This window comes from Flammeovirga sp. AWQ4_249 (assembly GCF_056161045.1).
Map to the genome: position 1 here is coordinate 94,473 of NZ_JBSWYJ010000016.1, position 23,266 is coordinate 117,738.

The 23,266-nt window shown below is 31.5% G+C and carries 23 protein-coding genes; all 23 read left to right on the forward strand.

All coding sequences use genetic code 11. The annotated features are described in order from the left end of the window. Position 1 precedes the first annotated feature (1 nt). Entirely contained in the window at positions 2-877 is an 876-nt protein-coding gene (rfbA, locus tag ACXAHM_RS13620; RefSeq protein WP_474960996.1) for a glucose-1-phosphate thymidylyltransferase RfbA, read from the forward strand. Between the two features lie 28 nt (positions 878-905). Continuing rightward, positions 906-1,454 (forward strand): dTDP-4-dehydrorhamnose 3,5-epimerase, encoded by a 549-nt coding sequence (rfbC, locus tag ACXAHM_RS13625; RefSeq protein ID WP_474960997.1) that lies wholly within the window; start codon positions 906-908, stop codon positions 1,452-1,454. Beyond that, positions 1,454-2,317, forward strand: coding sequence for a dTDP-4-dehydrorhamnose reductase (gene rfbD, locus ACXAHM_RS13630; protein WP_474960998.1), 864 nt, complete (start codon positions 1,454-1,456; stop codon positions 2,315-2,317). The genes rfbC and rfbD overlap by 1 nt, the downstream gene beginning before the upstream one ends. 449 nt (positions 2,318-2,766) lie before the next feature. Next, positions 2,767-3,771 (forward strand): NAD-dependent epimerase/dehydratase family protein, encoded by a 1,005-nt coding sequence (locus ACXAHM_RS13635; protein ID WP_474960999.1) that lies wholly within the window; start codon positions 2,767-2,769, stop codon positions 3,769-3,771. A 54-nt stretch (positions 3,772-3,825) separates the two neighbouring features. Continuing rightward, positions 3,826-5,256 (forward strand): lipopolysaccharide biosynthesis protein, encoded by a 1,431-nt coding sequence (locus tag ACXAHM_RS13640; RefSeq protein WP_474961000.1) that lies wholly within the window; start codon positions 3,826-3,828, stop codon positions 5,254-5,256. Between the two features lie 41 nt (positions 5,257-5,297). Then, positions 5,298-6,380 carry a DegT/DnrJ/EryC1/StrS family aminotransferase gene (locus ACXAHM_RS13645; RefSeq protein WP_474961001.1) on the forward strand — a complete coding sequence of 361 codons (1,083 nt, stop codon included), beginning with the start codon at positions 5,298-5,300 and terminating at the stop codon, positions 6,378-6,380. A gap of 3 nt (positions 6,381-6,383) precedes the next feature. After that, a complete protein-coding gene (locus tag ACXAHM_RS13650) occupies positions 6,384-6,965 on the forward strand; it encodes an acyltransferase (RefSeq protein ID WP_474961002.1) in 582 nt (193 codons plus the stop codon). Beyond that, positions 6,955-7,818, forward strand: a complete 864-nt coding sequence (locus ACXAHM_RS13655) for a glycosyltransferase (RefSeq protein WP_474961003.1) — start codon at positions 6,955-6,957, stop codon at positions 7,816-7,818. The genes ACXAHM_RS13650 and ACXAHM_RS13655 overlap by 11 nt, the downstream gene beginning before the upstream one ends. Further along, positions 7,805-9,058, forward strand: coding sequence for a glycosyltransferase family 4 protein (locus ACXAHM_RS13660; protein ID WP_474961004.1), 1,254 nt, complete (start codon positions 7,805-7,807; stop codon positions 9,056-9,058). Before ACXAHM_RS13655 ends, ACXAHM_RS13660 begins: the two co-directional genes overlap by 14 nt. Then, positions 9,021-10,304 (forward strand): hypothetical protein, encoded by a 1,284-nt coding sequence (locus tag ACXAHM_RS13665; RefSeq protein ID WP_474961005.1) that lies wholly within the window; start codon positions 9,021-9,023, stop codon positions 10,302-10,304. The genes ACXAHM_RS13660 and ACXAHM_RS13665 overlap by 38 nt, the downstream gene beginning before the upstream one ends. A 6-nt stretch (positions 10,305-10,310) precedes the next feature. Then, positions 10,311-10,901, forward strand: coding sequence for an acyltransferase (locus tag ACXAHM_RS13670; RefSeq protein ID WP_474961006.1), 591 nt, complete (start codon positions 10,311-10,313; stop codon positions 10,899-10,901). Further along, the gene (locus ACXAHM_RS13675) at positions 10,898-12,106 is read left to right on the forward strand and encodes a glycosyltransferase (protein ID WP_474961007.1); all 1,209 of its coding nucleotides are present in this window, start codon (positions 10,898-10,900) and stop codon (positions 12,104-12,106) included. The genes ACXAHM_RS13670 and ACXAHM_RS13675 overlap by 4 nt, the downstream gene beginning before the upstream one ends. Then, positions 12,093-13,184: a hypothetical protein gene (locus tag ACXAHM_RS13680; protein WP_474961008.1), complete on the forward strand. Its 1,092-nt coding sequence runs from the start codon at positions 12,093-12,095 to the stop codon at positions 13,182-13,184. The genes ACXAHM_RS13675 and ACXAHM_RS13680 overlap by 14 nt, the downstream gene beginning before the upstream one ends. Continuing rightward, positions 13,177-14,037: a hypothetical protein gene (locus tag ACXAHM_RS13685; RefSeq protein WP_474961009.1), complete on the forward strand. Its 861-nt coding sequence runs from the start codon at positions 13,177-13,179 to the stop codon at positions 14,035-14,037. Before ACXAHM_RS13680 ends, ACXAHM_RS13685 begins: the two co-directional genes overlap by 8 nt. 10 nt (positions 14,038-14,047) lie before the next feature. Next, complete coding sequence (locus ACXAHM_RS13690) at positions 14,048-15,118, forward strand: glycosyltransferase (RefSeq protein WP_474961010.1); 1,071 nt, start codon at positions 14,048-14,050, stop codon at positions 15,116-15,118. Beyond that, complete coding sequence (locus ACXAHM_RS13695; protein ID WP_474961011.1) at positions 15,105-15,779, forward strand: hypothetical protein; 675 nt, start codon at positions 15,105-15,107, stop codon at positions 15,777-15,779. The genes ACXAHM_RS13690 and ACXAHM_RS13695 overlap by 14 nt, the downstream gene beginning before the upstream one ends. 3 nt (positions 15,780-15,782) lie before the next feature. Further along, entirely contained in the window at positions 15,783-16,904 is a 1,122-nt protein-coding gene (locus ACXAHM_RS13700) for a glycosyltransferase (protein WP_474961012.1), read from the forward strand. Continuing rightward, positions 16,905-18,047 (forward strand): glycosyltransferase family 4 protein, encoded by a 1,143-nt coding sequence (locus tag ACXAHM_RS13705; RefSeq protein WP_474961013.1) that lies wholly within the window; start codon positions 16,905-16,907, stop codon positions 18,045-18,047. A 1-nt stretch (position 18,048) separates the two neighbouring features. After that, positions 18,049-19,167: a hypothetical protein gene (locus ACXAHM_RS13710; RefSeq protein WP_474961014.1), complete on the forward strand. Its 1,119-nt coding sequence runs from the start codon at positions 18,049-18,051 to the stop codon at positions 19,165-19,167. Continuing rightward, positions 19,160-19,753: a sugar transferase gene (locus tag ACXAHM_RS13715; RefSeq protein WP_474961015.1), complete on the forward strand. Its 594-nt coding sequence runs from the start codon at positions 19,160-19,162 to the stop codon at positions 19,751-19,753. Before ACXAHM_RS13710 ends, ACXAHM_RS13715 begins: the two co-directional genes overlap by 8 nt. A 21-nt stretch (positions 19,754-19,774) precedes the next feature. Next, positions 19,775-21,034, forward strand: a complete 1,260-nt coding sequence (locus ACXAHM_RS13720; protein WP_474961016.1) for a phenylacetate--CoA ligase family protein — start codon at positions 19,775-19,777, stop codon at positions 21,032-21,034. Then, positions 21,031-22,092 (forward strand): ATP-grasp domain-containing protein, encoded by a 1,062-nt coding sequence (locus tag ACXAHM_RS13725; RefSeq protein WP_474961017.1) that lies wholly within the window; start codon positions 21,031-21,033, stop codon positions 22,090-22,092. The genes ACXAHM_RS13720 and ACXAHM_RS13725 overlap by 4 nt, the downstream gene beginning before the upstream one ends. A gap of 3 nt (positions 22,093-22,095) precedes the next feature. Continuing rightward, positions 22,096-23,226 carry a DegT/DnrJ/EryC1/StrS family aminotransferase gene (locus ACXAHM_RS13730; protein ID WP_474961018.1) on the forward strand — a complete coding sequence of 377 codons (1,131 nt, stop codon included), beginning with the start codon at positions 22,096-22,098 and terminating at the stop codon, positions 23,224-23,226. Positions 23,227-23,266 lie beyond the last annotated feature (40 nt).

Genomic DNA, 23,266 nt, shown 5'->3' on the forward strand with positions numbered 1-23,266 from the left:
TATGAAAGGAATTGTTTTAGCAGGTGGTTCAGGTACTCGATTATATCCTATCACAAAAGGTACGTCTAAGCAACTTTTACCTATCTACGATAAGCCTTTGATCTACTACCCTATTTCTGTGCTTATGTTAGCTGGAATTAGAGAAATTTTAATTATTTCTACACCTCATGATTTACCCAATTTCAAGAAACTTCTTGGAGATGGATCTGATTTAGGGTTACATTTTGAATATGTAGAACAACCTTCTCCAGATGGTTTAGCTCAAGCATTTATTCTTGGAGAAGAGTTCATAGGTAATGATGATGTTTGCTTAGTTTTAGGAGATAACATTTTCTATGGACAAGGTATGACAGGCCTAATTAGAAGTGCTAAAGATAATGTTAAAAAAGAGCGTAAATCAACTGTATTTGGATACTATGTAAATGATCCAGAAAGGTATGGTGTGGCAGAATTTGATGATGATTGGAATGTAATCAGTATAGAAGAAAAACCTGAAGTTCCTAAATCTAATTATGCAGTAGTGGGCCTTTATTTTTATACCAATGATGTTATTCAAGTAGCAAAAATGATAAAGCCATCTGCAAGAGGTGAGTTAGAAATTACAACTGTTAATGAAGATTATCTCAATAATAATAACTTAAAGGTGGAAATAATGGGACGTGGATATGCTTGGCTTGACACAGGTACTCATGACTCGTTACTTGAAGCTAGTTCATTTATTCAAACTATTGAAAAAAGGCAAGGCTTAAAAGTAGCCTGCTTGGAAGAAATTGCATACGACCAAGGTTTTATTAATAGAGAACAAGTGATTAAATTAGCACAACCTTTGAAAAAAACAGGATATGGTCAATATTTACTGAAGAAGGTAAAAGCTTAATAGCAATCAAACTTAATACAACTTCTTAATGAACAAAATAGAAACAAATATAAAAGATTTATATATCATCAAACCTAATGTTTATGAAGATGCACGTGGTTATTTTATGGAAGCATTTAAAGAACAATGGTTTAATGATAATTTCCCTGATATTAATTTTATTCAGGATAATGAATCTCAATCAACTAAAGGAGTTTTAAGAGGTCTTCATTATCAAAAAGGAGATTTTGCACAAACTAAATTGGTAAGGGTAATCGCTGGAGAAGTTTTAGATGTTGCTGTTGATATGAGAAAAGACTCTCCTACTTTTGGGCAATATGAAAGTGTTGTTCTTAGTGCTGAAAATAAAACGCAATACCTTATTCCTAAAGGATTTGCTCATGGTTTTGTAGTATTAAGTGACTATGCGATTTTTTCTTATAAAGTAGATGCTCCATATGCACCAGGAAGTGAAGAAGGAATCATTTGGAATGATAAAACACTTAATATTGATTGGATGATTGATGAATCAGAAATAATATTATCTGATAAAGATAAAATGTTACCTTCTTTTGGTGAATTAACAAAACAAGTATAATGAATATTTTAGTTACAGGATGTAAAGGTCAACTAGGATCTGAAATTAAATCTATCTCTAAGGAATTCCCTCAATTTAATTTTAATTTTACTGATGTCAATGATCTTGATATTACAAAAAGTGAGGCTATACATGCTTTTTTAGAAGCAAACCCTGTAGACTTGATTATTAATTGTGCTGCATATACAGCAGTCGACAAAGCTGAAGATGATGCTGAAATAGTTGATTTAATTAACAATAAAGCTGTCGAATATCTTGTAAAAGAAGCCGAACAAAGAAGTATCAAATTTATTCATATTTCTACCGATTATGTCTTTGATGGTAATAGTTATCTTCCCTATAAAGAGGATCATAAAACAAACCCTATTGGAGTATATGGAAAGACAAAATTGGATGGAGAATTTCATGTTTTAAATTCTTCATTGCAAGGGATGGTCATTCGTACTTCGTGGGTTTATTCTACTTTTGGAAACAACTTTGTCAAAACCATGATTAAACTTGGTGAAACAAGGGACGAGATATCAGTTATCGGTGATCAAGTAGGCACTCCTACAAATGCTAGAGACCTTGCATATGCTTGTCTTACAATTGCATCAAAAACAGAGCATTGGAAATCTAAAAATCAAATATATCACTTCTCAAATTTAGGAGTTTGCAGTTGGTATGACTTTGCTTATGAAGTGATGAATTTGTGCAAAATAGATTGTAAAGTTAACTTAATTGAAACGAGTGAGTATCCAACCAAAGCTAGTAGGCCTAAATATTCCGTTTTGAATAAGAAAAAAATTATAACAGACTTTGATCTTGAAATAAATAATTGGAAAGATTCACTAGTAAAAACAATACATCGTCTAAAGTGTTAGGCGATGTATTTTTATTTTCAAAACACAACCCAAACTTCTAAAGATCTAATTTTATTTTACAGCTAACACAGACATAAACCTTTCCTAAAAAACTTAGAATATCACTTTTAATTGAATCTTCACTATTCAAAGATGATCTCACCTATTTTATTGTTAATGAATTTGTTATCTCGCCTTTGGAAAAGCATTTTTATATAGCCGTATTATTAACTTTTAGTTCATAAACTCATATGTGACTAACGTGGCGAAGCCGTGTCAAATCGTATTATATATTTCGAAATAAAACCACCGCTTGATTAATAGACACATATTTAGTAATGAGAGGCTTTTAGAAAGATGATTAATATTTATTGGATAAATTTCAATACTACTTATCTAAACCTTAATTTTACTTTGTCGTACTTATTATAAGTCCAAAAAAAGATTTTTCATATTCAATTAAATAATAGATGAATATTTTAATTACAGGAACTGCTGGATTCATTGGTTTCCATTTAGCTAAAACATTATTAAAGAATGGACATTCTGTCTGGGGAATTGATAATATAAATGATTACTATGATGTTAATCTAAAATATGCAAGATTAGAAGATGCTGGAATTAAAAGAGAAAAGGTAGAATGGAATACCTGGGTAAAAAGTGAAACCAACGAAAACTATTCATTTATTAGATCTGACATTTCAGTAAAAAAAGATCTTGAAAAAATTTTTGATGTAGCAAAATTTGATCAAGTAATCAATCTCGCTGCTCAAGCTGGTGTTCGATATTCTCTAGAAAATCCAAGTGCTTATGTAGAAGCTAACTTAGTGGGTTTTGTAAATATCTTAGAGGGGTGTAGACATAGAGGAATTAAAAAATTAGTTTATGCTTCTTCTTCTAGTGTTTACGGAATGAATAAAGAAGTACCATTTTCTGAAGACCATGTTGTAGACCACCCAATAAGTTTATATGCCGCAACAAAAAAGAGTAATGAATTAATGGCCTATACTTATACCCACCTATTCGGTATTCAAACGGTTGGATTGAGATTCTTTACGGTTTATGGACCTTGGGGAAGACCTGATATGGCACCAATGCTATTTGCAAATGCTGCTAAAAATGGAGATACTATCAAAGTCTTTAACAATGGAGATCAATCAAGAGATTTTACGTATATCGATGATATTGTACAAGGCATTCAAAAAGTATCCGAAATTGAAGTGGATAAACCTCATCAGGTTCTTAATATTGGTAATGGTAGTCCCGTTGGTTTGATGGACTTCATCTCAGTTATTGAAAAAAGTTATGGTGTTGAATTAGATAAAAATTACATGCCTGCTCAACCTGGAGATGTAACGCAGACTTATGCAAGTACCAAACAAATAGAAAATACGTATGGGTATAAATCAACCACAAGTATTGAAGAAGGAATTGGTCAGTTTATCAAATGGTTTAAAGAATACTATAATGCATAATTAAACCTCCTTCACCCTAATTAACTATCTCATCACTGCTTAAGAAAACATAGATTGTCAAGTATAAAACAAGGGTTAGCTTGGAGTGCTTTTGATTTTTTTGGTCAAAAAGTACTTCAGCTACTCATTTCAATAATATTAGCCCGATTACTTACACCAGAAGATTTTGGTATAGTCGGTATTATTTTCGTATTCCTAGAAATATCACAAGCATTCATTTCTGGAGGTATTGGAGAAACTTTAATACGTGAAGAAAGCGATGATTATAAGAATGGATCTGCCTTTGTATTCAATTTTGTCATTGCTGCATTTTTCTTCCTTTTAATTAATGCAACTGCAAAACCAATTGCCGATTTCTATGATATACCGGAGCTAAAAACCTACATTCATGTCATTAGTTTTACACTACTGATAAATGCATTTATCATTGTTCCTAGAAGTATTCTAACGAAAGAATTACAGTTCAAAGAACTTTCGATTATGTCTATTATTTCTACAGTAGTTTCCGGTGGTGTAGCAATTTATATGGCATTTACAGGATATGGAGTTTGGTCATTGGTTGCTAGATATGTTTTAAAAGCTGCTTTAAATAGCGCATTATTACTCTTCTACGTGAAGTGGGTTCCTTTTAGGTATTATTCATATGAAGTCTTAAAGCCATTGGTCCACTTTAGTACAAAGCTTTTATTTTCTAATCTACTAGCGAAAGTACAGTTAAATTTAATGCCTTTTTTCATAGGTAAACAATTCGGTATTGATGTTCTTGGCTATTACAACAGAGCCTATCAATACCAGCAGTTAGTTTGTGAAAATATTTATTCCATTATAAATAGAGTTGCCTATCCAAGTTTAGTAAAACAAAAAGATAATTTAAATAAGAAGAAACTTTACCGTAATTACTTTAGGGTGACAACTTTCTTTACTTTTCCATTTACATTATTCTTTGCTTCAATTTCTCAACCATTAATTGTCTTTTTATTAGGAGAAAAATGGGTGAATACAGTACCTATTTTTGAGTATTTATGTTTTGAAGGGCTTCTTTACCCCCTTCATTCATTAAACCTTAGTAATCTTAAAGTATATGGTAAAGGTAGCATAATTTTAAACATTGCAATATTCAAGGCGTTACTAATTATACCAGTTCTTATTATTGGATATTTCTTTGGTTTAATGCCTATGCTTTATGCACATATTGCAAAAGGTGTAATAAGTTATTTTATAAATTCTTATTACTCTGGAAAATTCATTGATTATTCATATTACGATCAACTAAAAGATCTTGCCTATAATTTTGGATCTTCTTTCTTCATTTTCTTTATGAATAAAGCATTGCAACATTATTTTGTGGGAGATTTACAAAATTTCGTTCAAATACTAATCCTTTCTTCAATTACACTCGTAGTGTATTTCGTACTTAGCTTAAAAAACCCAGTATTTCAAAATGTAAAAGCTATAGTCATGAAAGGAAAGAAAAAGACAGACTAATATAAAAACCAATTTTATTCACTCATTAACCTTATCAAAAAATGATTCCTGTTACAAAACCCTTCTTACCAGATATTAATAAATATAATGCTTACGTTGCTTCCATTTTTGAAAGAAATTGGTTGACGAATAACGGTCCGTTATTGAATGAGTTTGAGTTAAAAATAAAAGACTACTTAGATGTAGATCACTTTGTTTACTTAAATAATGGTACTATAGCATTACAAATTGCTTTAAAAGTATTAGATGTAAAAGGTGACGTCATTACTACACCATTTTCATATGTGGCTACTACATCGAGTATTGTATGGGAAAATTGCAACCCGATTTTCGTTGATATAGATAAAGGCTCATATAACATTGATCCCACGAAAATTGAAAAAAGTATTACTCCTGAAACAACAGCAATATTAGCAACTCATGTATATGGTAATCCTTGTGATATAGATGCCATTGAGAAAATTGCTAAGAAACATAACCTAAAGGTTATTTATGATGCTGCACATTGTTTTGGTACAAAATATAAAGGAAGATCTGTATTTGAATATGGTGATATAAGTACTACTAGTTTTCACGCTACAAAACTAATGCATACGATAGAGGGAGGTGGTATTTTTACAAAAGATCCTGAAATTGTTAGAAAGGTTTCATTAGCAAGAAACTTTGGTCATGATGGTGAATTCAAATACGATGGAGTTGGTATCAATGGTAAAAACTCTGAATTCCATTCTGCTATGGGATTAGTTAACTTAGAATATGTCAATGATATATTAAGTAAAAGAAAAAAAGACACAATGCAATATGATGCTTGGTTTGAACAATTAAATTATCATAAGCAAGATATTAGTTCTTTCGCTTCATTTAACTATAGTTATTATCCATTTTTATTACCAACAAAAGCAATGTGCGATAAAATCTATGAAACACTAAAAGCACATAGAATTTATGCTAGAAGGTACTTCTTCCCTACTCTGGATAAATTACCTTATGTTAAAACGAAAAATGATTTAAAAGTTGCGAATGACATTTCGAATAGGATCATATGTTTACCATTGTATTATGATTTAAGAAAAGAAGAAATTGATATGGTTAGTAGAATCATTTTAAGAACGCTCAAAAATTAATGCATGGCATTTTTAACTGAACAACAATTAGCAGCTGCAGGTTTTAAAGAATATGGTAAGAATGTACTTATTTCCGATAAAGCCTCAATTTATGGAGCTGCTAATATCTCATTTGGCTCTAATGTTCGTATTGATGATTTCTGTATTATCTCTGCAACTGATAAAAATACAGCTGTCAAATTTGGCAGCTATATTCACATGGGATGTTACAGTTCTATTATTGGAAAAGGTAATTGTACAATATCTGATTTTTGTAATATCTCTTCAAAGGTAGCGATCTATACTTCAAACGATGATTATAGTGGAGCATTCCTTACGAATCCAATGGTTGATCCAGAGTTTACCAATGTTTCTCAAGGAGATGTTTTTATGGATAAACATGTGATAATTGGTAGTGGCTGTGTAGTTCTTCCACATGTAAAATTGCATCAAGGTGTATCTATTGGAGCATTATCTTTAGTAAATAAAGACTGCGAAGAATTTGGAATTTTTGCTGGTACTCCTATTAAATTCTTAAAGAAGAGAAAGACCGATTTATTAGAGAAAGAAGTATTATTCTTAAAATCAAGAAAAAATGAAAGTTAGTATTTGCATGATTACTTATAATCATGAAAAATATATTTCTCAAGCTATTGAAGGTATTTTAATGCAAGAAACCAACTTTGACTACCAATTGGTCATTGGGGAAGATTGTAGTCCAGATAATACACGCAAAATCTGTGAAGAGTATGCTGAAAAATATCCTGATAAGATAAAACTATTACCCTCTGATAAAAATCATGGAGTAGGTAGAAACTTCACTAGAACATTTAAAGCTTGTGATGGAGAGTATATGGCTTTTTGTGAAGGAGATGATTTCTGGACAGCACCTGACAAATTACAACGTCAGTTTGATATTATGGAGAAGGATAAAAACATCTCTATAGTATGTCATGATGTTGATATCGTTTATGAAGAAGTTGAGGAAAAATTTCCCTTCCAGACAAAGGATATCAAACAGGTATTCACTTATATGGATGAGTTCAATAATCACTTTGTACCTTCTTTAAGTATGTTTTATAGAAAGGATCCTTTGATGAAAGTCATCGATCAATTTAATGATCTATTCTTAGCAGATTTACCATTGATATTATTCTGCCTGACTATTGGTGATGGGTATTACATCTTTGATAAGTTAGCAACAAAAAGAAGAAATCCTGGTGGTGTGACGCAAGATCCAGCTCGGAAAATTCGACACACTCAAAATATACTTAAAGTTTGGACATTTGTTGAATCATTTACTCCAGAAAGGTTAAAGAAGCCAGTAAAACAAAGAATGGCTAATTATCAACGAGCATTAGCTCAAAATAAAAATGAAAAACTCTCGGCTAGAATAAAATATTTCCTTGCCTCTATTTTCAATGACTTTGATTTCTATTTAAACTATGCCAAAAGATAAAGTACTTTGGTTTTGTAATTCTCCAGTTAAGCAAGATGCTACTAAAAAATCTAGTGGTGGTTGGCTAAAAGAACTTAGTGAAGGATTAAAAGACCAATATGATCTCACCATTGTATTTCAAGGTTCTAAATATGAAAAGTTTAGAATCGAAGGAGTAAACTATATTTCATTAGCGACAAAAAATCATAGAAAGAGTTTATTATTTAAATCCTTCTTTAATACTTATACTTCAACAGTAGAGCCTGATGAGTATTTGAAAGTGATTAAAGAAGTAAACCCTAGTATGATTCATATTCATGGTACTGAAAAGAATTATATTGAAATCTTTCAATATGATGAAATCAAAGTGCCTATTCTTGTTTCAATTCAAGGAGTTGTAAGCTATATCGCTGAAAAATATTTTGGTTCAAATGAGAATCAAGAAATTAAAAAGAAAACAAAGGAAAAAGGCTTTTCTGTAAAGAATTTTGTCAACAAAAAGTTTAGTTACTTTTATAAAGATTTTAAGAAAAATAGTCTTGCTGAATTCCATAATTTAAAGCGTGCGAAATTCATTGCTGGTAGAACAGACTGGGATCATAATGTCACTAGAGTATTAGCTCCAGAGTCTAAATATTATAAGATTAATAGAATCCTTAAAGACAATTTTTATCATCATACTTGGGAGGAGAACTTCAAGAATCAAGGAGAAATTAGTATTCATACAACAACATCAGATCATACCTTCAAAGGGTTAGATCTAATTCTAAAAAGTTATATTCTACTCACAAATATTGGTATAAAAGTAAAATGGAATGTAGCTGGAGTTAGTAAAAAGAGCCCTTTCCTAAAATATTTACTAAAGAAATTTAATCTGAAGAAAGGAGATCTAACAATAAATTTTTTAGGGAAAGTTTCACCTGATGAAATAATCAGTAGTATGAAGGAATCAAATGTATATGTGATGACTTCATATGCCGAAAATAGTCCCAATAACTTAGCGGAAGCTATGATTTTAGGTATGCCTTGTATTGCGACAGATGTTGGAGGAACATCCACTTACCTTCAACATAATACCAATGGAATTTTAGTGCAAGAAGGTGATGCTTTGGGGATGGCAGGAGCAATAATCAGTTTAATGAAAGATAGAGAACTTGCTTTAGCTTATGGAAAAACAGCTAGAAAAGATGCTTTAAATAGACATGACAAAGAAAAAGTGATTAATGAAGCTTTACAAACCTATAGATCAATCATTAAGTAAAATAAACCTTTACCCGTTAATCATTTTTACGGTAATTTTTACTGGACTTTCTTTAAAAGTAAGTGCAGCAAAACTTGTGTTTATACCTTTGCTATTATTGATCTATGTATATCAAATATATTATCTGATTCCACTACTTTTTATTTTTTCATGTATTGGAACACAAGTTAATATTTTGATATTTCTCTGTAGTCTGGCGTACAGTACACTTCATTTTCGGAAACTAGGAAAATTTAAATTTCTATTTCTAATTTATCTTGCCATTTTTGGTTTCTTTATACATGAACTTGTTGTCACAAGAGATGCTTTAAGAACATCTATCCATTGGTCCTATTATTTTAGTTTTTCCATCTTTTTCTGGACTTATACAATTAGAGATAGAATAAGTGGTTTTGATTGGAAATACATTAGGATAAGCCTCTATGTTGTCTATATTTTACAATTCCTTCCTGTCTTAAACACCTTTGTTTGGAGGGTAAATGAAATCATGGATACTTACTTCATTGCTATACTTTTATTAGCTAGAGTGATGAAAACTAAAGTAAGTAAAATCGATATCTTTTTTGGCTTCTTACATATTTTCTTAATTCTGATAAAACATCATGAATTAAAGCTTCATGGAATATTAGCTGTTTTGATTAGTTCGGTACTCTTTATCTATTTCAGAAACTTTCAGAACAGATCTATTGTTAGTAAGATAGCAGCATCAAAGTACACGTTTACGCTTATCTATGTATATGTTACTTATGTAGCTATTGTATATGTTGATGATCTAGGGTTCAGTATTCAAAAAGGATCCTTAAACTATTACGATTTAGGAGCATTTTTCAAAAATGTTCAATACAAGTTTTTCTCTGACAGAGGTGTAGTTTGGAGAGGTGTTTATGACCGAGTCATGGAACTAAATCTCTATTTCCCTCCTATTGGTGGCCCAATTGAGTACAACACTACTTCAGTGACTGATGCATTGATTGAAGATATTAACTTTGGCGCACACAATATTCCATTAGAGATGGTCAGAAATTACGGAATAATTGTAGGTCTTATTTTATCTGTAATCCTCATATACATCCTGTTAGATGCTGTTAATAAAATGAGGTTCGACAAGTTAAATGAGATAAACTTATTGATCTTCTGTTGTGCAATTAGTGTCTCGTTGACCCACTTTTTTCTGGGACAAGCGATTCTTCAATTAAATTATAGTATAATTCTCTTTGGCCTTCTCGGTCTCTTAAGTTATAAATAATTATTTATGAGCAATATACTTAACAAAGTATTCAATGTTGTAAGACTTAAATCTGTACTTTTTAAGTCTAAAATTATTTCATCACTCACGATTACCCAATTGAAAATGACCAATGTAAAAATTGGTGCCGGTTGTGTATTTGTGGGATTTGCTCATTTTCAAAGATCTTCCAGTTCTACTCTAGAAATAGGAAAGAAGTGTACTTTCAGGTCTTCACCAACTTCAAATCTTATTGGAGTAGATAGGCCTTGTATTATTTCAGTTCATGATAATGCAACCTTAAAAATCGGTGATAACTGTGGATTAAGTGGCACCGTTATTGGCTGTTTTAGTAAAGTTATTTTAGAAGATCACGTTCGCTGTGGTGCAAATACTCTTATTACAGATAGTGATTGGCACCTTGATGATCCAAGAACCTCACCTCCAAGACCTATTCACCTTAAGAAAAATGTTTGGTTAGGTGTCAATGTAACGGTAATGAAAGGTGTAACTATTGGCGAAAATAGTGTGATTGGTGCCGGTAGTGTAGTAACAAAAGATATCCCTGCCAATGTAATCGCAGCAGGTAACCCATGTAAAGTAATTAAATCTATATGAAGAAAAATATTTTAGTTGTGACTAATGGTCAATTCCCTGATGGAATGGCTAGTGCATATAGACTTCTCTGCTATAACAAGGCCATCACTCCTAGCACAAAAGTAAAGTTTCTTTCTCCTGATAATATGATTGTCAAAAAAGGAAAATCTTTATTTTACAAGCAAAAGAATGATGAGATAGATTATGAAATCATATTAAATAAAGAGATAAATAATAAGTATTTCAAAATATTTTGGGAGCAGGTAAAAGACTATGTACTTGCCTTTATGATTCTCAAAAAAATGAGCTACTTCAAAACTTTATTTATCTATAAGATAGATGTCATCGCTCTATTATTTCTTATTCCAATATTGAAAATGTTTGGGAAGAAGATTTGTATAGAACTGAATGAATTGCCATACGAAACAGGAGGAAGTAAGATTACAAGGATTAAGTTTATCAATAAAATGTTGAAAAATTTAATGAATAATCATGCTATTCCTAGAATTGATAAGGCAGTATGTATCTCTGAGAACCTCGCGGAGTATTACAGAAAACATAATAAAAAAGGAGAAATTCTCAAGGTTCCTATACTAGTTGATCGATTGGAATTAGAAGAAATTGAAACTGAAGATCTCGGTAATTATATCTTTCATTCTGGGTCAATGTCTATTCAGAAAGATGGTATTGTCAAGATGTTTGAAGCCATTTTTATGTCGATCAAAGAACTTCGAGAAAAACATAATTATCAGCTAAATCTGATTATTACAAATAAGAAGACTTTCCCAGAAATTTGGAAAGCCATTGAAAAAGTAATGGCCAAATATGAATGTGAAGATCATTTGGTTGTTACTGGGTATCTTGAAAAAAATGAGATGGAAAATTATTTGGTAAAGTCTAAAATGTTTGTCATCAATAAACCCAATTCAATGCAGAACAAGTATAATTTCCCAACAAAAGTAGGTGATTATCTTCTTTCTGGAAGCCCAATTGTAGCTGCTTGTCAAAATATTGAATTAAATAATTTCTTACAGGATGGAGAGAATGCTCTTGTTGTTCCTAGTGATGATATCGAGCAAATGCATCAAAGTATAATGAAGTTAATCTTAGATGATGAATTAAGAGAAAAAATTGGCAAAAACGGAAAAAAGACAGCACAAGAGAAATTGTACTATAAAAACTACGTTGAGAAATTTAAAGCCTTTTTAGTGGATGAAATATCTTAAAAATATAATTGCAAACTTACCGGGTATTCGGTTGAAGAAAAAGTATGTGATTATACATTCAGATGATTGGGGAAGCATACGAATGCCTTCAAATGAAGTGCGTAAAACTATGGTTTCAAAGTATTCTGAAAAGATTTTCTCCGAATATGATCGATTTGACAACCTAGAAAACAGTGATGACCTTCATGCACTTTACGATGTATTGAGAAGTGTAAAAGATAAGAATGGTAATCACGCGATATTTACACCCAATTGTATTTTAGGTAACCCTGATTTTGAAAAAATTGAAGCTTCAAATTTTGAAAGTTACTATACAGAAGACGTTGAAGACACTTTTAAGTCTTATGGTATAAATGATGCTTTTCAAATTTGGAAAGAAGGACTAAAAGAAAATATTTTTGCTCCTCAGTTTCATGGATTAGAACATGTGAATGTTCCATTTTGGATGGAAGAACTTCAAAATGATAATCCCATTGTAAGAGATGCTTTTCAAAATAAAACATTCAGTATTAAACTTGATCGTTCTTCTGCATATTCCAAAAATAATTTTCAAGCTGCGTGGGAATATCACTCAGAAAAGGATGAAAAATATATATTAGAAAGTATCCGAAAAGGTCTTCAAATTTTTAAAGATAAATTCGGTTTTTATTCAAATAGTGTAATTCCTCCCTCCTATACATGGAGTGAAAGAGTGGAAGAGTTTTGCAGATCAAATAAAGTAAAACAATTTCAAGGAATTATGAGTCAAAAGGTGCCACATACACCAAAAGTGATTTATAAAAAAAGAAGAAACGATACAAGTTATCAAATGAGAAATGCTTTTTTTGAGCCATCCATTAGCAAACTTTATAATGCGAAAGATGTCTTGGATAGAGCAAAAGTGATTCTTAAGCTCGGTAAACCTTTAGTCATTGGTACTCACCGTCTTAATTTCATTGGCTCATTGGATGAAAACAATAGAAAAGAAAATTTAAAAGAATTCAAGTTTCTACTCAATGTTTTATTAAAACAACATAAAGACCTTGAATTTATCAGCGCCCAAGACTACGCACAGTTATTCTATCCCAAAAATGAATAAAGTATTATATATCGCAGCGAACGGTCATTCCGGTTCTACTTTGCTTGATATAATAATAGGTAAAAACGAAAAGTTTTTCAGTACAGGAGAACTTACATTCATTGCTAGAGATACAATTCGTCAAGAATATTGTAGCTGTGGTCGGCTGAATTGTGAATGTAAGTTCTGGAGCAAAGTATGGAAAGAATGGCTGGAAGAATCACCCATTGATTATCCATCATTTCAATTACTCAGAACTAAATATGAACCCAATAAGAAATGTATCTATACCTTAGTTTCCATTTTACTCAACACTAATGGTATCAAATTATATCGTCAGTCTTTAAATTGCTTATTAAAAATAATCCATAAAAACTCTGGAAAGTCAACCATTATCGACTCTTCAAAATCTCCTTTAAGGGTGCTTATTTTATATAAAATTGCTGATATACAGGTCATTCATTTAACAAGAAATTTTACAGGAGTTTTAAATTCTAGTCAGCGTTCACACCAAAAAAATGTAAAGGCGGGCATTGAAGAAGATAAGATTCCAAGAAGAAAGTTTCGAGTATTCATTGATTGGATTTTGAATAATTTATTGATTACGCTTCTTCGTATAAAATTCAAAGTCAATAAAGTTAGTTTTACTTCTTATATCCAAGACTTGACTACTTTGTCATTTATTGATGAAGATTTTAAGAAACCTAGTGAAAATTACACCTACTCTGCTAAACACATGATTGCAGGGAACAGAAATAGATTAAAGAAAGATATTAAGATCAATAAGAAGGTGCCTGAAACCATGAAGATGCTTTCTACAACGGACAAAGTGATAGCAAAGCTCGTTGACAAAATATTTTACTTTTGGTGTTAAACCTTAATACATGAAATCAATCACATTAGTTACTCCTTCCTTAAGCAATGGAGGTGCTGAAAGAGTCATCAGTATCCTTGCGAATTCCTATGCAGAGGAAGGGATTGAAACCACATTGATCATCTTAACCAAAAAAGCTCACTTTTATAAAATCTCTGATAAAGTAAAGATCATTGAACCAAAAGTAAAAGTAAGTCAAATGGGGAAAGGCCTTTACATGTTTTGGTCTATCTTATGGTTAAGAAAAAAGATCAAAATGACGAACTCGGATACACTACTTTCATTTAGTGGGAAATATAACAGTTTTGTTATTTTGGCATCGTTGGGTCTCAATAAAAAAGTGTTTGTTTCGGATAGAAGTCGCCCTGGAATTAGCTATGGAAAATTATTAGATTTTTTAAATCCAAGGGTTTATAGATGGGCTGAAGGAATTATCGCCCAAACTGAAAAAGCCAAAGAATTTATGGCTAGAACTACCCAACATGAAAATATACAGATAATTGGCAATCCTATTCATCAAAATGAAGGAAGCCAAACTTATAAGAAGGAAAATATCATTTTGAATGTAGGTCGATTTATACCTTCAAAACATCAAGATGAAATGATTCGCTATTTTGATGCATTAGACCTCAAAGATTGGAAGCTTATTTTTCTTGGTGACGGACCTAATTTTGAAAAGTGTAAAAAAGTAGCTCAAACTGCTAAAAATAAAAAGAACATACAATTTTTAGGTAAAGTAAAGAATGTGGAAGATTTCTATAAAAAGGCGAAAATATTTGCTTTTACTTCTACTTCTGAAGGTTTTCCCAATGTTCTTGGAGAAGCCATTTCTTACCAATGTATTCCTATTTCTTATGATTGTGTGGCAGGTCCATCAGATTTAATCAAAGACAATAAGAATGGATTCTTAATCACCGAAAAAGATCACGATGAGTACCAGAAAAAATTACTTCACCTAGTGAATAATTATGATAAGCTCTATCCTACTTTTTCAGCACATGGTGATGCCATTATTAAAGATTTCTCAAAAAATATCATTGTAGATAAATTTAAAAAGTTCCTGAAGAATGATCTATTCTAAAACTAAAAATTATCTCTACTTCTGTAACCCCAAAACGGCAACAGTGAGTACTGAGGATTTCTTGTTAGATAATGACGAGACCTCCAATCGAAGAATAATAAATATAGACGGTAAAGAACATTATTTTAAAGATCATACGATTGCTAAGGTAGTTTATGATGAACTTGGAAAGGAAAATTTTGAAAAAATTAAGACCTTTTCAATCGTCAGAAACCCATTATCAAAATTAGTATCGGCATATTTCTTTTATAAAAATGGTGATCCTATCACGAGAACCAATACGAATCAATGGCCGACACGATTCAAAATATTATTTGCAAGATTATTACCAATTGATTTATGGGTATTAATATATCCTTATCGTTCTAATCGTTATCACCTTTGTGATGGTGATAGAATAATAGTGAATTATATAGGAATATTTGAGGCATTAAACCAAGATTTATTAGATATCTGTAATGATATATTACATATAGGAATAGACCCTTCAGAAAAAGCATTACAACATAAAAATAAGTCGAAACACAAAGATTTCACCAGTTACTTTAAGAATAAATACATCTTCAATTTAGTGAAGAAAAAAGTTGCTGATGATATGTTGTTTTACAATTACTGTAAAGACAATCATTTAAAAGATCTTCAAAATAAATCGTATAAATAAGCCTTGAAAATATTAATCAATACTTCTACGACATTTAAGGGTGGTGGTGTTCAAGTTGCAAAATCATTTATTGAGGAATGTAAGAACATTACGGAACACACTTATCATGTGATTTTAGGAGATAAAATTGCTCAACAAATCAATCAGGAAACTTTTCCGGAAAATTTCACTTTTTCTACAATGACTTACCGTCCAGCCGAGAAAGTAAAATCTCCATTCTACGATGATAAAAATTTAAAGTTGATTGAAGAGCAATTTGGTCCTGATGTAGTATTTACTACTTCTGGTCCATCATATTGTAATTTCAAAGCCCCACATCTTATTGGATACAATCTTCCGCATTACATATATACAGACTCTCCTTTCTTTGACAGTCTTTCCCTAAAAGTTCGTCTTCGATGGAAGCTCAAAGGAAAGATGATCATTAAATTTTATAAGAGAGATGCAGATGCAATAGTTGGACAAACCAATGATGTTAGAGTACGCGCGGGGAAGTTATTGAACAAAAACAAAGCTTTTTATGTTTCAAATACGTGTAACAGCTATTTCAGAAACTATGAACCAAGTGATAAAAAGATTTTAGAAGACAGTTCTAAATTCAGACTATTGATTCTTTCAAGTTATTACACGCATAAGAATTTTGAAATCATCAATCAAATTGCTCAGCTGATTGATGTCAATTCAACCGATTTACAATTTATCTTGACCATAGACCCTCAGGTATATGACAGGATATTTACTGATGATGCGAAAAAGATTATCCATAATTTAGGTCCTATACCTATACAGGATGCTCCACATTTATATACAGAAGTTGATGCCATATTTCAACCTTCTTTGTTAGAATGCTTTTCAGCAAATTACCCTGAAGCAATGATCATGGGAGTTCCAATTATTACTACGACTTTATCCTTCGCAACAGATGTTTGTGGTGATGCAGCGTTGTATTATTCTCCTGTTGACGCAAAGGATGCTTTTCAAAAAATCAATGATCTGAAGGACGATAAAGGTCTACAAGAAAAGTTGATTGAAGAAGGGAAAAAGCAATTACACAATTTCTTGACTCCAGAACAGAGAGCCAAAGAATACATTAAGATATGCCTTAGTTTAATTAATAAAAGTTAGATGCAGGAAAAGAAAATAGTCATATTAAATCAAGCGGTAAACTACTTAACCATTGGTTTTGCCAATGCATTTAAAGAACAATGTTCTGAAGTAGTACTTGTCACTGGTGGAATTCATACACAAGGTGAAGAGCTTAGAAAAGATATTAAAGTTCATAAAATTAATAAGTGGGTAGAAAGACCTGCTTCCAAAAAAGCACAGTCCTTCTTATTGGCCATGCTTAAAATGTGGTGGCTTTGCATGACAAAATACAGAAATCATGAAGTTTTTTTTGTATCCGTCCCTCCTATGGCCTATTTATTAAATTTAGTTCTACCAAATAAATTCAGTATGGTGATTTGGGATGTTTACCCTGATGTTTTCAAAATCACTGGAATGAAAGAAAGTCATATTGTCTACCGAATTTGGAGTCAATTAAATAGAATGTCTTTCAAGAAAGCCTACAAAATATTCACCATTAGTGAAAAAATGGCTGAATTGATTTATGAATATGTGTCTGATAAAGACAAGATTATTATTCAACCCATTTGGTCTATTTTCCAGGAAAATGAAAAGATTTCTAAAGAGGAGAACTTATTTATCAAAAAACACAACCTTGAAGAAAAGTTTATAGTACAATATTCTGGAAATATAGGCTTAACACATAATGTAGAGGCATTAGTAGAAATTGCTGAGCTTTTAAAAGATAATGATAAAATCCTAATTCAAATTATAGGTCGTGGACCAAGAAAACCTTATCTAGAAAATTTAGTAAACGAAAAGAAATTACCCAATTGTCAATTTCTACCTTTTCAATCAGATGATATGTTCCCCTACTCTCTCTCTGCAGCAGATATAGGAGCCGTTATCTTAGATGAAACAACAAGTAAAGGTAGTGTTCCCAGTAAATCATATAACCTGATGAGTTATGGCATTCCATCACTTTATATTGCTTCAAATGATAGTCAATTAAAAGTGTATACGGATAAGTATCATCATGGGAAATGTTTTACAAAATCTCAACTACAAGAAGCATGTGACTTCTTAATTCAACTTTCTCAGGATGAAGCTATGCAAGAAGAACTCAAAGAAAATTCTGTAAAAGCATCTGGTGATTTCAAGAGAAAGAATGCAGATCTATTTATCGAAAAATATTTAAAGTAAAGTGAAACAAACTCTCATTGATTTCATAAAGAACCTACAAGGTAAACATACCTCTAGAAAGTATGTCGTAATTGCCATTGATGATTATGGCAATAGACGTACACACTCTAATGAAGCCTTAGAAAATATGATCAAACAAGGGGTAAAACCTCGATCAAGATTTGACAAATTAGATCATATCGAAAGTGCTGAAGATCTTGAAATGTTGTATGATACTTTACGTTCTGTAAAAGATAAAAATAATAACCCTGCGGTCTTCTCTCCATTGAGTATGACTGGAAATATAAATTTTGAAGAAATGGAAAAACATAACTTCGAAAAATATATTTATGAGGATTTAATTACTTCATATAACAAAGTGGAAAACGATTTCCCTAAAGAATATAAGGATGTTTATAAAGTCATGAAACAAGGCATTAATGATGGTATCTTCATGCCTGAATTTCATGGTAGAGAACATTTAAATCTACATTCACTTACTTCTAAACTTCAAAAAAGAGATCGTGAAGTTATTACAGCTTTAAAAAACAAATCCTACAGCTGTATTAGTAAATCTGGCTTCCCTAACATTAGTTACACGGCCTCTTTTGAATTTGAAGATATCAATGAAAATAAAAATTTTGAAGGCATCATTAAACAAGGGCTACAAGATTTTGAAAAAGTATATGGATACAAAAGTATTGTTTTCAACTCTCCTGGAGGAAGGGAACATTCACAGATCCATAAATATCTAAATGAAAATGGAATTCAATTTATCGAAACACCTTGGGTCAAAACAGAACATCAAGGGAATGGTAAATACAAAAAAATTCTCAATTATTCTGGCAAAAAAAATCCACTTGGAATGACCTATTCTGTTAGAAATGTTGTTTTTGAACCGACGGATAACAGAGGATTCGATTGGATTAATTATACCATGAAACAGATTGATATGGCTTTCAGATTAAAGAAACCTGCATTAATCAGTTCACATAGAGTCAATTTCTGTGGATTCCTTGATCCTAAAAACCGTAAAGAAGGATTAGGTGCTTTAAAAACTCTACTTCAGAAAATTACCCAAAAACACCCAGATGTAGAGTTTATCAGTTTAAGAAACTTATGTAAAGAATTATATGTATAAACATGTTTTTAAAAGATTGATTGATTTAGCTGTTTCATCAGTCTTAATGCTCGTTATTTCTCCATTTATTCTCCTTGTTGCTGCTGCCATTAAGTTGGATTCTCCTGGCCCAGTTTTCTTTTCACAAGAAAGAGTTGGGAAAGGTTTGAGCAGGATTACAGTTTATAAGTTTAGGTCAATGACCAATGAAAAACGTACTGTTGGAAACAAACCTATCATTGGTAAAGCAGAAGGTGTAACTACTGTTGGTTATTTTATTAGAAGGTTCAAAATTGATGAATTACCACAGTTATGGGGCGTTTTTACTGGTGATTTAACTTTGATTGGCCCTCGTCCAAGTGTGGCTTCTCAATTGGATCGTTTAACAGATCGCCAAAAAGGTAGATATGATGTCACTCCTGGCTTGACAGGTTTAACTCAAGTAAGTGGAGGTATTCATTTGACTTGGGATGAAAGAATTGAAAAAGATTTAGAATACATCAGCAAATTAAGTTTTGATAATGATGTCAGAATATTAAAAAGAACTGTTTCTGTAATTATTCGTGGCGAAAAATATTTCTTAGATAAGCCGTTGGAATTAGTTTAACCCTATTGACCCATTTTCAAAATGAATATCCGAAAAGCCTTATTTGATTTAACGAAAAAAGATATTCTCAAGCATCTTGAAGAGGTTAAATCATTAAATGAATCTTCTAATTTCCGTGAAGTTGAAGCCTATCAACAAAAGAAATTAAATGAGCTATTATCTTATTGCAAGGAAAATATCCCATTTTATAAAAAAATAAAAGGAACACAATTAAGTGATTTTCCTGTGTTAAATAAAGCTTTGATTAAGGAAAAACTTGAGGATCACCTTAATCCAGATATTCAAGAATTTACAAGCTTGGTCACTAGTGGCTCAACAGGTACTCCTTTCAAGGTTTATCAGGATATCAATAAACAACATAGAAATAGTGCCGATACGATGTACTTTGCAAAAAAGGCTGGTTTTGAAATTGGTACTAGGTTAGCCTATCTTAAAATTTGGAGTGCTGCAAATCATAAAAGTTGGTTACAAAAAACAGCTCAAAACATTCGCTGTATAGATGTCATGAACTTTAATGACAAGGAAGTTGAGAAGTTTTTATCAGACTCGAAAAAAGGTGAAAATATTTTAGGGTACGCATCGGCATTAGAGAAAATTTGTAAGCATTTAGATACCAAAGAAGGTAATACTTCTTATGATTTCAACTCTATCATTTCAATGTCTGAAACGTTGGAAGATGCTACCAAAGAAAGATTAAAGAAATATTTCAATTGTACTCCATGTGCAAGGTACTCTAACATTGAACAAGGTATTATTGCTCAAGAGACATTAGAAAATAATAAAGAATTTAAAATCAATATTGCTAGTTATAGAATAGAGATTTTAAAGATGAATAGTAATGAACCAGCAGAAGAAGGAGAAGTAGGTAGAATTGTACTTACAGACCTTTTTAACAAAAAAATGCCTTTCATTCGCTATGATACAGGTGACCTAGGTATTGTTCGAAAAAAAGGAAATATTTCTACTCATCTATTAAAAGTACTAGGTAGAAAACTTGATACCATCTATAATACAAAAGGTGAAATTATCTCTTCTTACATTGTATATAAAAACATGTTTAAATACACAGAAATCGATCAATATCAATTGATTCAAGTCGATGAGATGAATTATCGATTTAAGATTTCTTGTAAAGATAAATTCAAAAGAGAAGAAGAATTAATCAAAGAATTCAAAGAACACCTTGGGCAAGACGCCATCTTTGAATGTGAATATGTAAATGAAATCCCATTACTCTCTTCTGGAAAAAGAAAGAAGGTTATTAACTTAATGAATATATGAATATCTTAATTAATGGTGTCGGTGGGCCTACACCTAGAAGTATTGCTCGTTCAATCTTAAGAGAAAGCAAATTTAAAGATGCACACCTTTTTGGTACAGATATTAATCCTTATGCGTATGGTCTTTATGAAAAAGATTTATACGATAAAACATATATTATACCTCGTTGTGACTCACCAGAATATTGGCCTACAATCGAGAAAATTGTAAAAGAACATAATATTGATATTGCTATTGTACAACCTGAATTAGAGGTATTAGAATGGACAAAGAGAGCTGCTGAAGGTAAACCAATGCCTTGTAAAGTATTGCTACCTGATCATAAATTATGTGAAGTATTAGTAGATAAATCAATCATGACAGAATATTTAGAAGGTCATGATTTAGTTCCTAATTCTATTAATATCAATCCTAGAGATTACAATATAGAAGAAATTGAAAATAAATTAGGATATCCTTTCTGGATTAGAGCAACTTCCGGTTCATCAGGATTAGGCTCTCTAAAAGTAGCTGATAGAGATAGTTTGAAAACATGGATTTCTATTAATCCTAAAGTGGACGAATTTATCGGAAGTCAATTCTTACCAGGAAGAAATTTAGCTTGTAAATTACTGTATTATAATGGAGAATTAATTCGTGCCGCATCTGGAGAAAGAATTAATTATATCATGGCAAAAGTTGCTCCTTCTGGCATTACAGGAAATACCTCATATGGGCGTCTTCTGAATGAACCAAAATTAGTACAAAAATCCATTGAAGCGATGGAAATTTTGTTTGAGAAAACAAATACAAAAAAACACGGGTTATTTACTGCTGATTATAAAGAAGATGAAAATGGAAATCCTTACATCACTGAAATTAATGTGAGAATGATTGCCTTCAATTACATCTTTGCGGTATCTGGCGGTAACTTTACTAGTAATATTATCAGTTTATTATCCGATGACCCCGATTTTGATAAAACATACAAGATGTATGAATTTACACCTGGAACAATCTTCTTAAGAGATGTTGATGGTGAACCAAAAATAATGAATGAAAAAGACCTATTGCTGTAAATAATGAGTGAAAAAATTTGGTTATCCTCCCCACATATGGGAGGTGATGAACAACGTTTTGTCAATGAAGCTTTTGATACAAATTGGATTGCACCTCTAGGTCCCAATGTCAATAATTTCGAAACGGACATTTGTAAATATACCGGAGCACAACATTGTGCAGCTTTAAGTTCAGGTACTTCTGCCATTCACTTAGCCTTAATTTTATTAGGAGTGAAACAAGGAGATGAAGTTATCTGCTCTTCATTTACATTTTCTGCTTCTGCAAATCCAATTGTTTATCAAGGAGCAACACCTATTTTTATTGATTCTGAAAATGAAACATGGAATATGTCTCCAACTTTATTGGAAGAAGCAATAGAGGATAGAATAAAAAAAGGAAAGAAACCTAAAGCAATTATTTTAGTCCATTTATATGGTATTGCTGCCAAAATGGATGAAATAATGGCAATAAGTACTAAATATGATATTCCAGTAGTAGAAGATGCAGCAGAGGCATTAGGTTCTACATACCACGGAAAAGCATTGGGAACTTTTGGAAAACTTGGCGTATTTTCATTTAACGGAAATAAAATAATCACAACTTCTGGAGGTGGTGCATTAGTTTCTGATGATGAAGGACTAATTGTAAAAGCCCGTTTTTTAGCTACTCAAGCTAGAGATAATGCCCCACATTACCAACATTCACAAATTGGGTACAACTACAGAATGAGTAACATTTGTGCTGGAATTGGTAGAGGTCAGATGATTGTGCTAGATAAACATATTCAAAAGAGAAGAGATATGCATACCTTTTATGAAAACTATTTTTCAGAAAAAGAAGGTGTTCAAATCCTCTCAGAACCTAAGGATACTTTCTCAAATTATTGGCTGACTTGTATAACTATTGATCCTCAAACAGTAAAAGGCGGTTTAGATAGAGAAAAAATCAGATTAGAATTAGAAAAAGGAAATATCGAAAGTAGACCATTGTGGAAACCTATGCATATGCAACCTATTTTTGAATCCTATCCTAAATATATGGATGGAACATCAGAACATTTATTTGAAATAGGACTTTGTTTACCCTCTGGATCCAACCTTTCTCCTAATGATTGTGAAAGAATCACTACTTCACTAAACCAATTATGGTAACATAGTGTTATAAGCATAAGAAATGTCGTAAAATTGAGTA

What these genes read in the sequence shown, in the direction of transcription:
- ACXAHM_RS13635 (WP_474960999.1), top strand. Translation starts at nt 2,767, where the DNA reads ATGAATATTTTAATTACAGGAACTGCTGGATTCATTGGTTTCCATTTA.
- ACXAHM_RS13690 (WP_474961010.1), top strand. Translation starts at nt 14,048, where the DNA reads ATGAAATCAATCACATTAGTTACTCCTTCCTTAAGCAATGGAGGTGCT.
- ACXAHM_RS13660 (WP_474961004.1), top strand. Translation starts at nt 7,805, where the DNA reads ATGCCAAAAGATAAAGTACTTTGGTTTTGTAATTCTCCAGTTAAGCAA.
- ACXAHM_RS13655 (WP_474961003.1), top strand. Translation starts at nt 6,955, where the DNA reads ATGAAAGTTAGTATTTGCATGATTACTTATAATCATGAAAAATATATT.
- ACXAHM_RS13675 (WP_474961007.1), top strand. Translation starts at nt 10,898, where the DNA reads ATGAAGAAAAATATTTTAGTTGTGACTAATGGTCAATTCCCTGATGGA.
- rfbA (WP_474960996.1), top strand. Translation starts at nt 2, where the DNA reads ATGAAAGGAATTGTTTTAGCAGGTGGTTCAGGTACTCGATTATATCCT.
- ACXAHM_RS13650 (WP_474961002.1), top strand. Translation starts at nt 6,384, where the DNA reads ATGGCATTTTTAACTGAACAACAATTAGCAGCTGCAGGTTTTAAAGAA.
- ACXAHM_RS13720 (WP_474961016.1), top strand. Translation starts at nt 19,775, where the DNA reads ATGAATATCCGAAAAGCCTTATTTGATTTAACGAAAAAAGATATTCTC.
- rfbC (WP_474960997.1), top strand. Translation starts at nt 906, where the DNA reads ATGAACAAAATAGAAACAAATATAAAAGATTTATATATCATCAAACCT.
- ACXAHM_RS13670 (WP_474961006.1), top strand. Translation starts at nt 10,311, where the DNA reads ATGAGCAATATACTTAACAAAGTATTCAATGTTGTAAGACTTAAATCT.
- ACXAHM_RS13665 (WP_474961005.1), top strand. Translation starts at nt 9,021, where the DNA reads ATGAAGCTTTACAAACCTATAGATCAATCATTAAGTAAAATAAACCTT.
- ACXAHM_RS13645 (WP_474961001.1), top strand. Translation starts at nt 5,298, where the DNA reads ATGATTCCTGTTACAAAACCCTTCTTACCAGATATTAATAAATATAAT.
- ACXAHM_RS13680 (WP_474961008.1), top strand. Translation starts at nt 12,093, where the DNA reads ATGAAATATCTTAAAAATATAATTGCAAACTTACCGGGTATTCGGTTG.
- ACXAHM_RS13705 (WP_474961013.1), top strand. Translation starts at nt 16,905, where the DNA reads ATGCAGGAAAAGAAAATAGTCATATTAAATCAAGCGGTAAACTACTTA.
- ACXAHM_RS13685 (WP_474961009.1), top strand. Translation starts at nt 13,177, where the DNA reads ATGAATAAAGTATTATATATCGCAGCGAACGGTCATTCCGGTTCTACT.
- rfbD (WP_474960998.1), top strand. Translation starts at nt 1,454, where the DNA reads ATGAATATTTTAGTTACAGGATGTAAAGGTCAACTAGGATCTGAAATT.
- ACXAHM_RS13730 (WP_474961018.1), top strand. Translation starts at nt 22,096, where the DNA reads ATGAGTGAAAAAATTTGGTTATCCTCCCCACATATGGGAGGTGATGAA.
- ACXAHM_RS13715 (WP_474961015.1), top strand. Translation starts at nt 19,160, where the DNA reads ATGTATAAACATGTTTTTAAAAGATTGATTGATTTAGCTGTTTCATCA.
- ACXAHM_RS13725 (WP_474961017.1), top strand. Translation starts at nt 21,031, where the DNA reads ATGAATATCTTAATTAATGGTGTCGGTGGGCCTACACCTAGAAGTATT.
- ACXAHM_RS13695 (WP_474961011.1), top strand. Translation starts at nt 15,105, where the DNA reads ATGATCTATTCTAAAACTAAAAATTATCTCTACTTCTGTAACCCCAAA.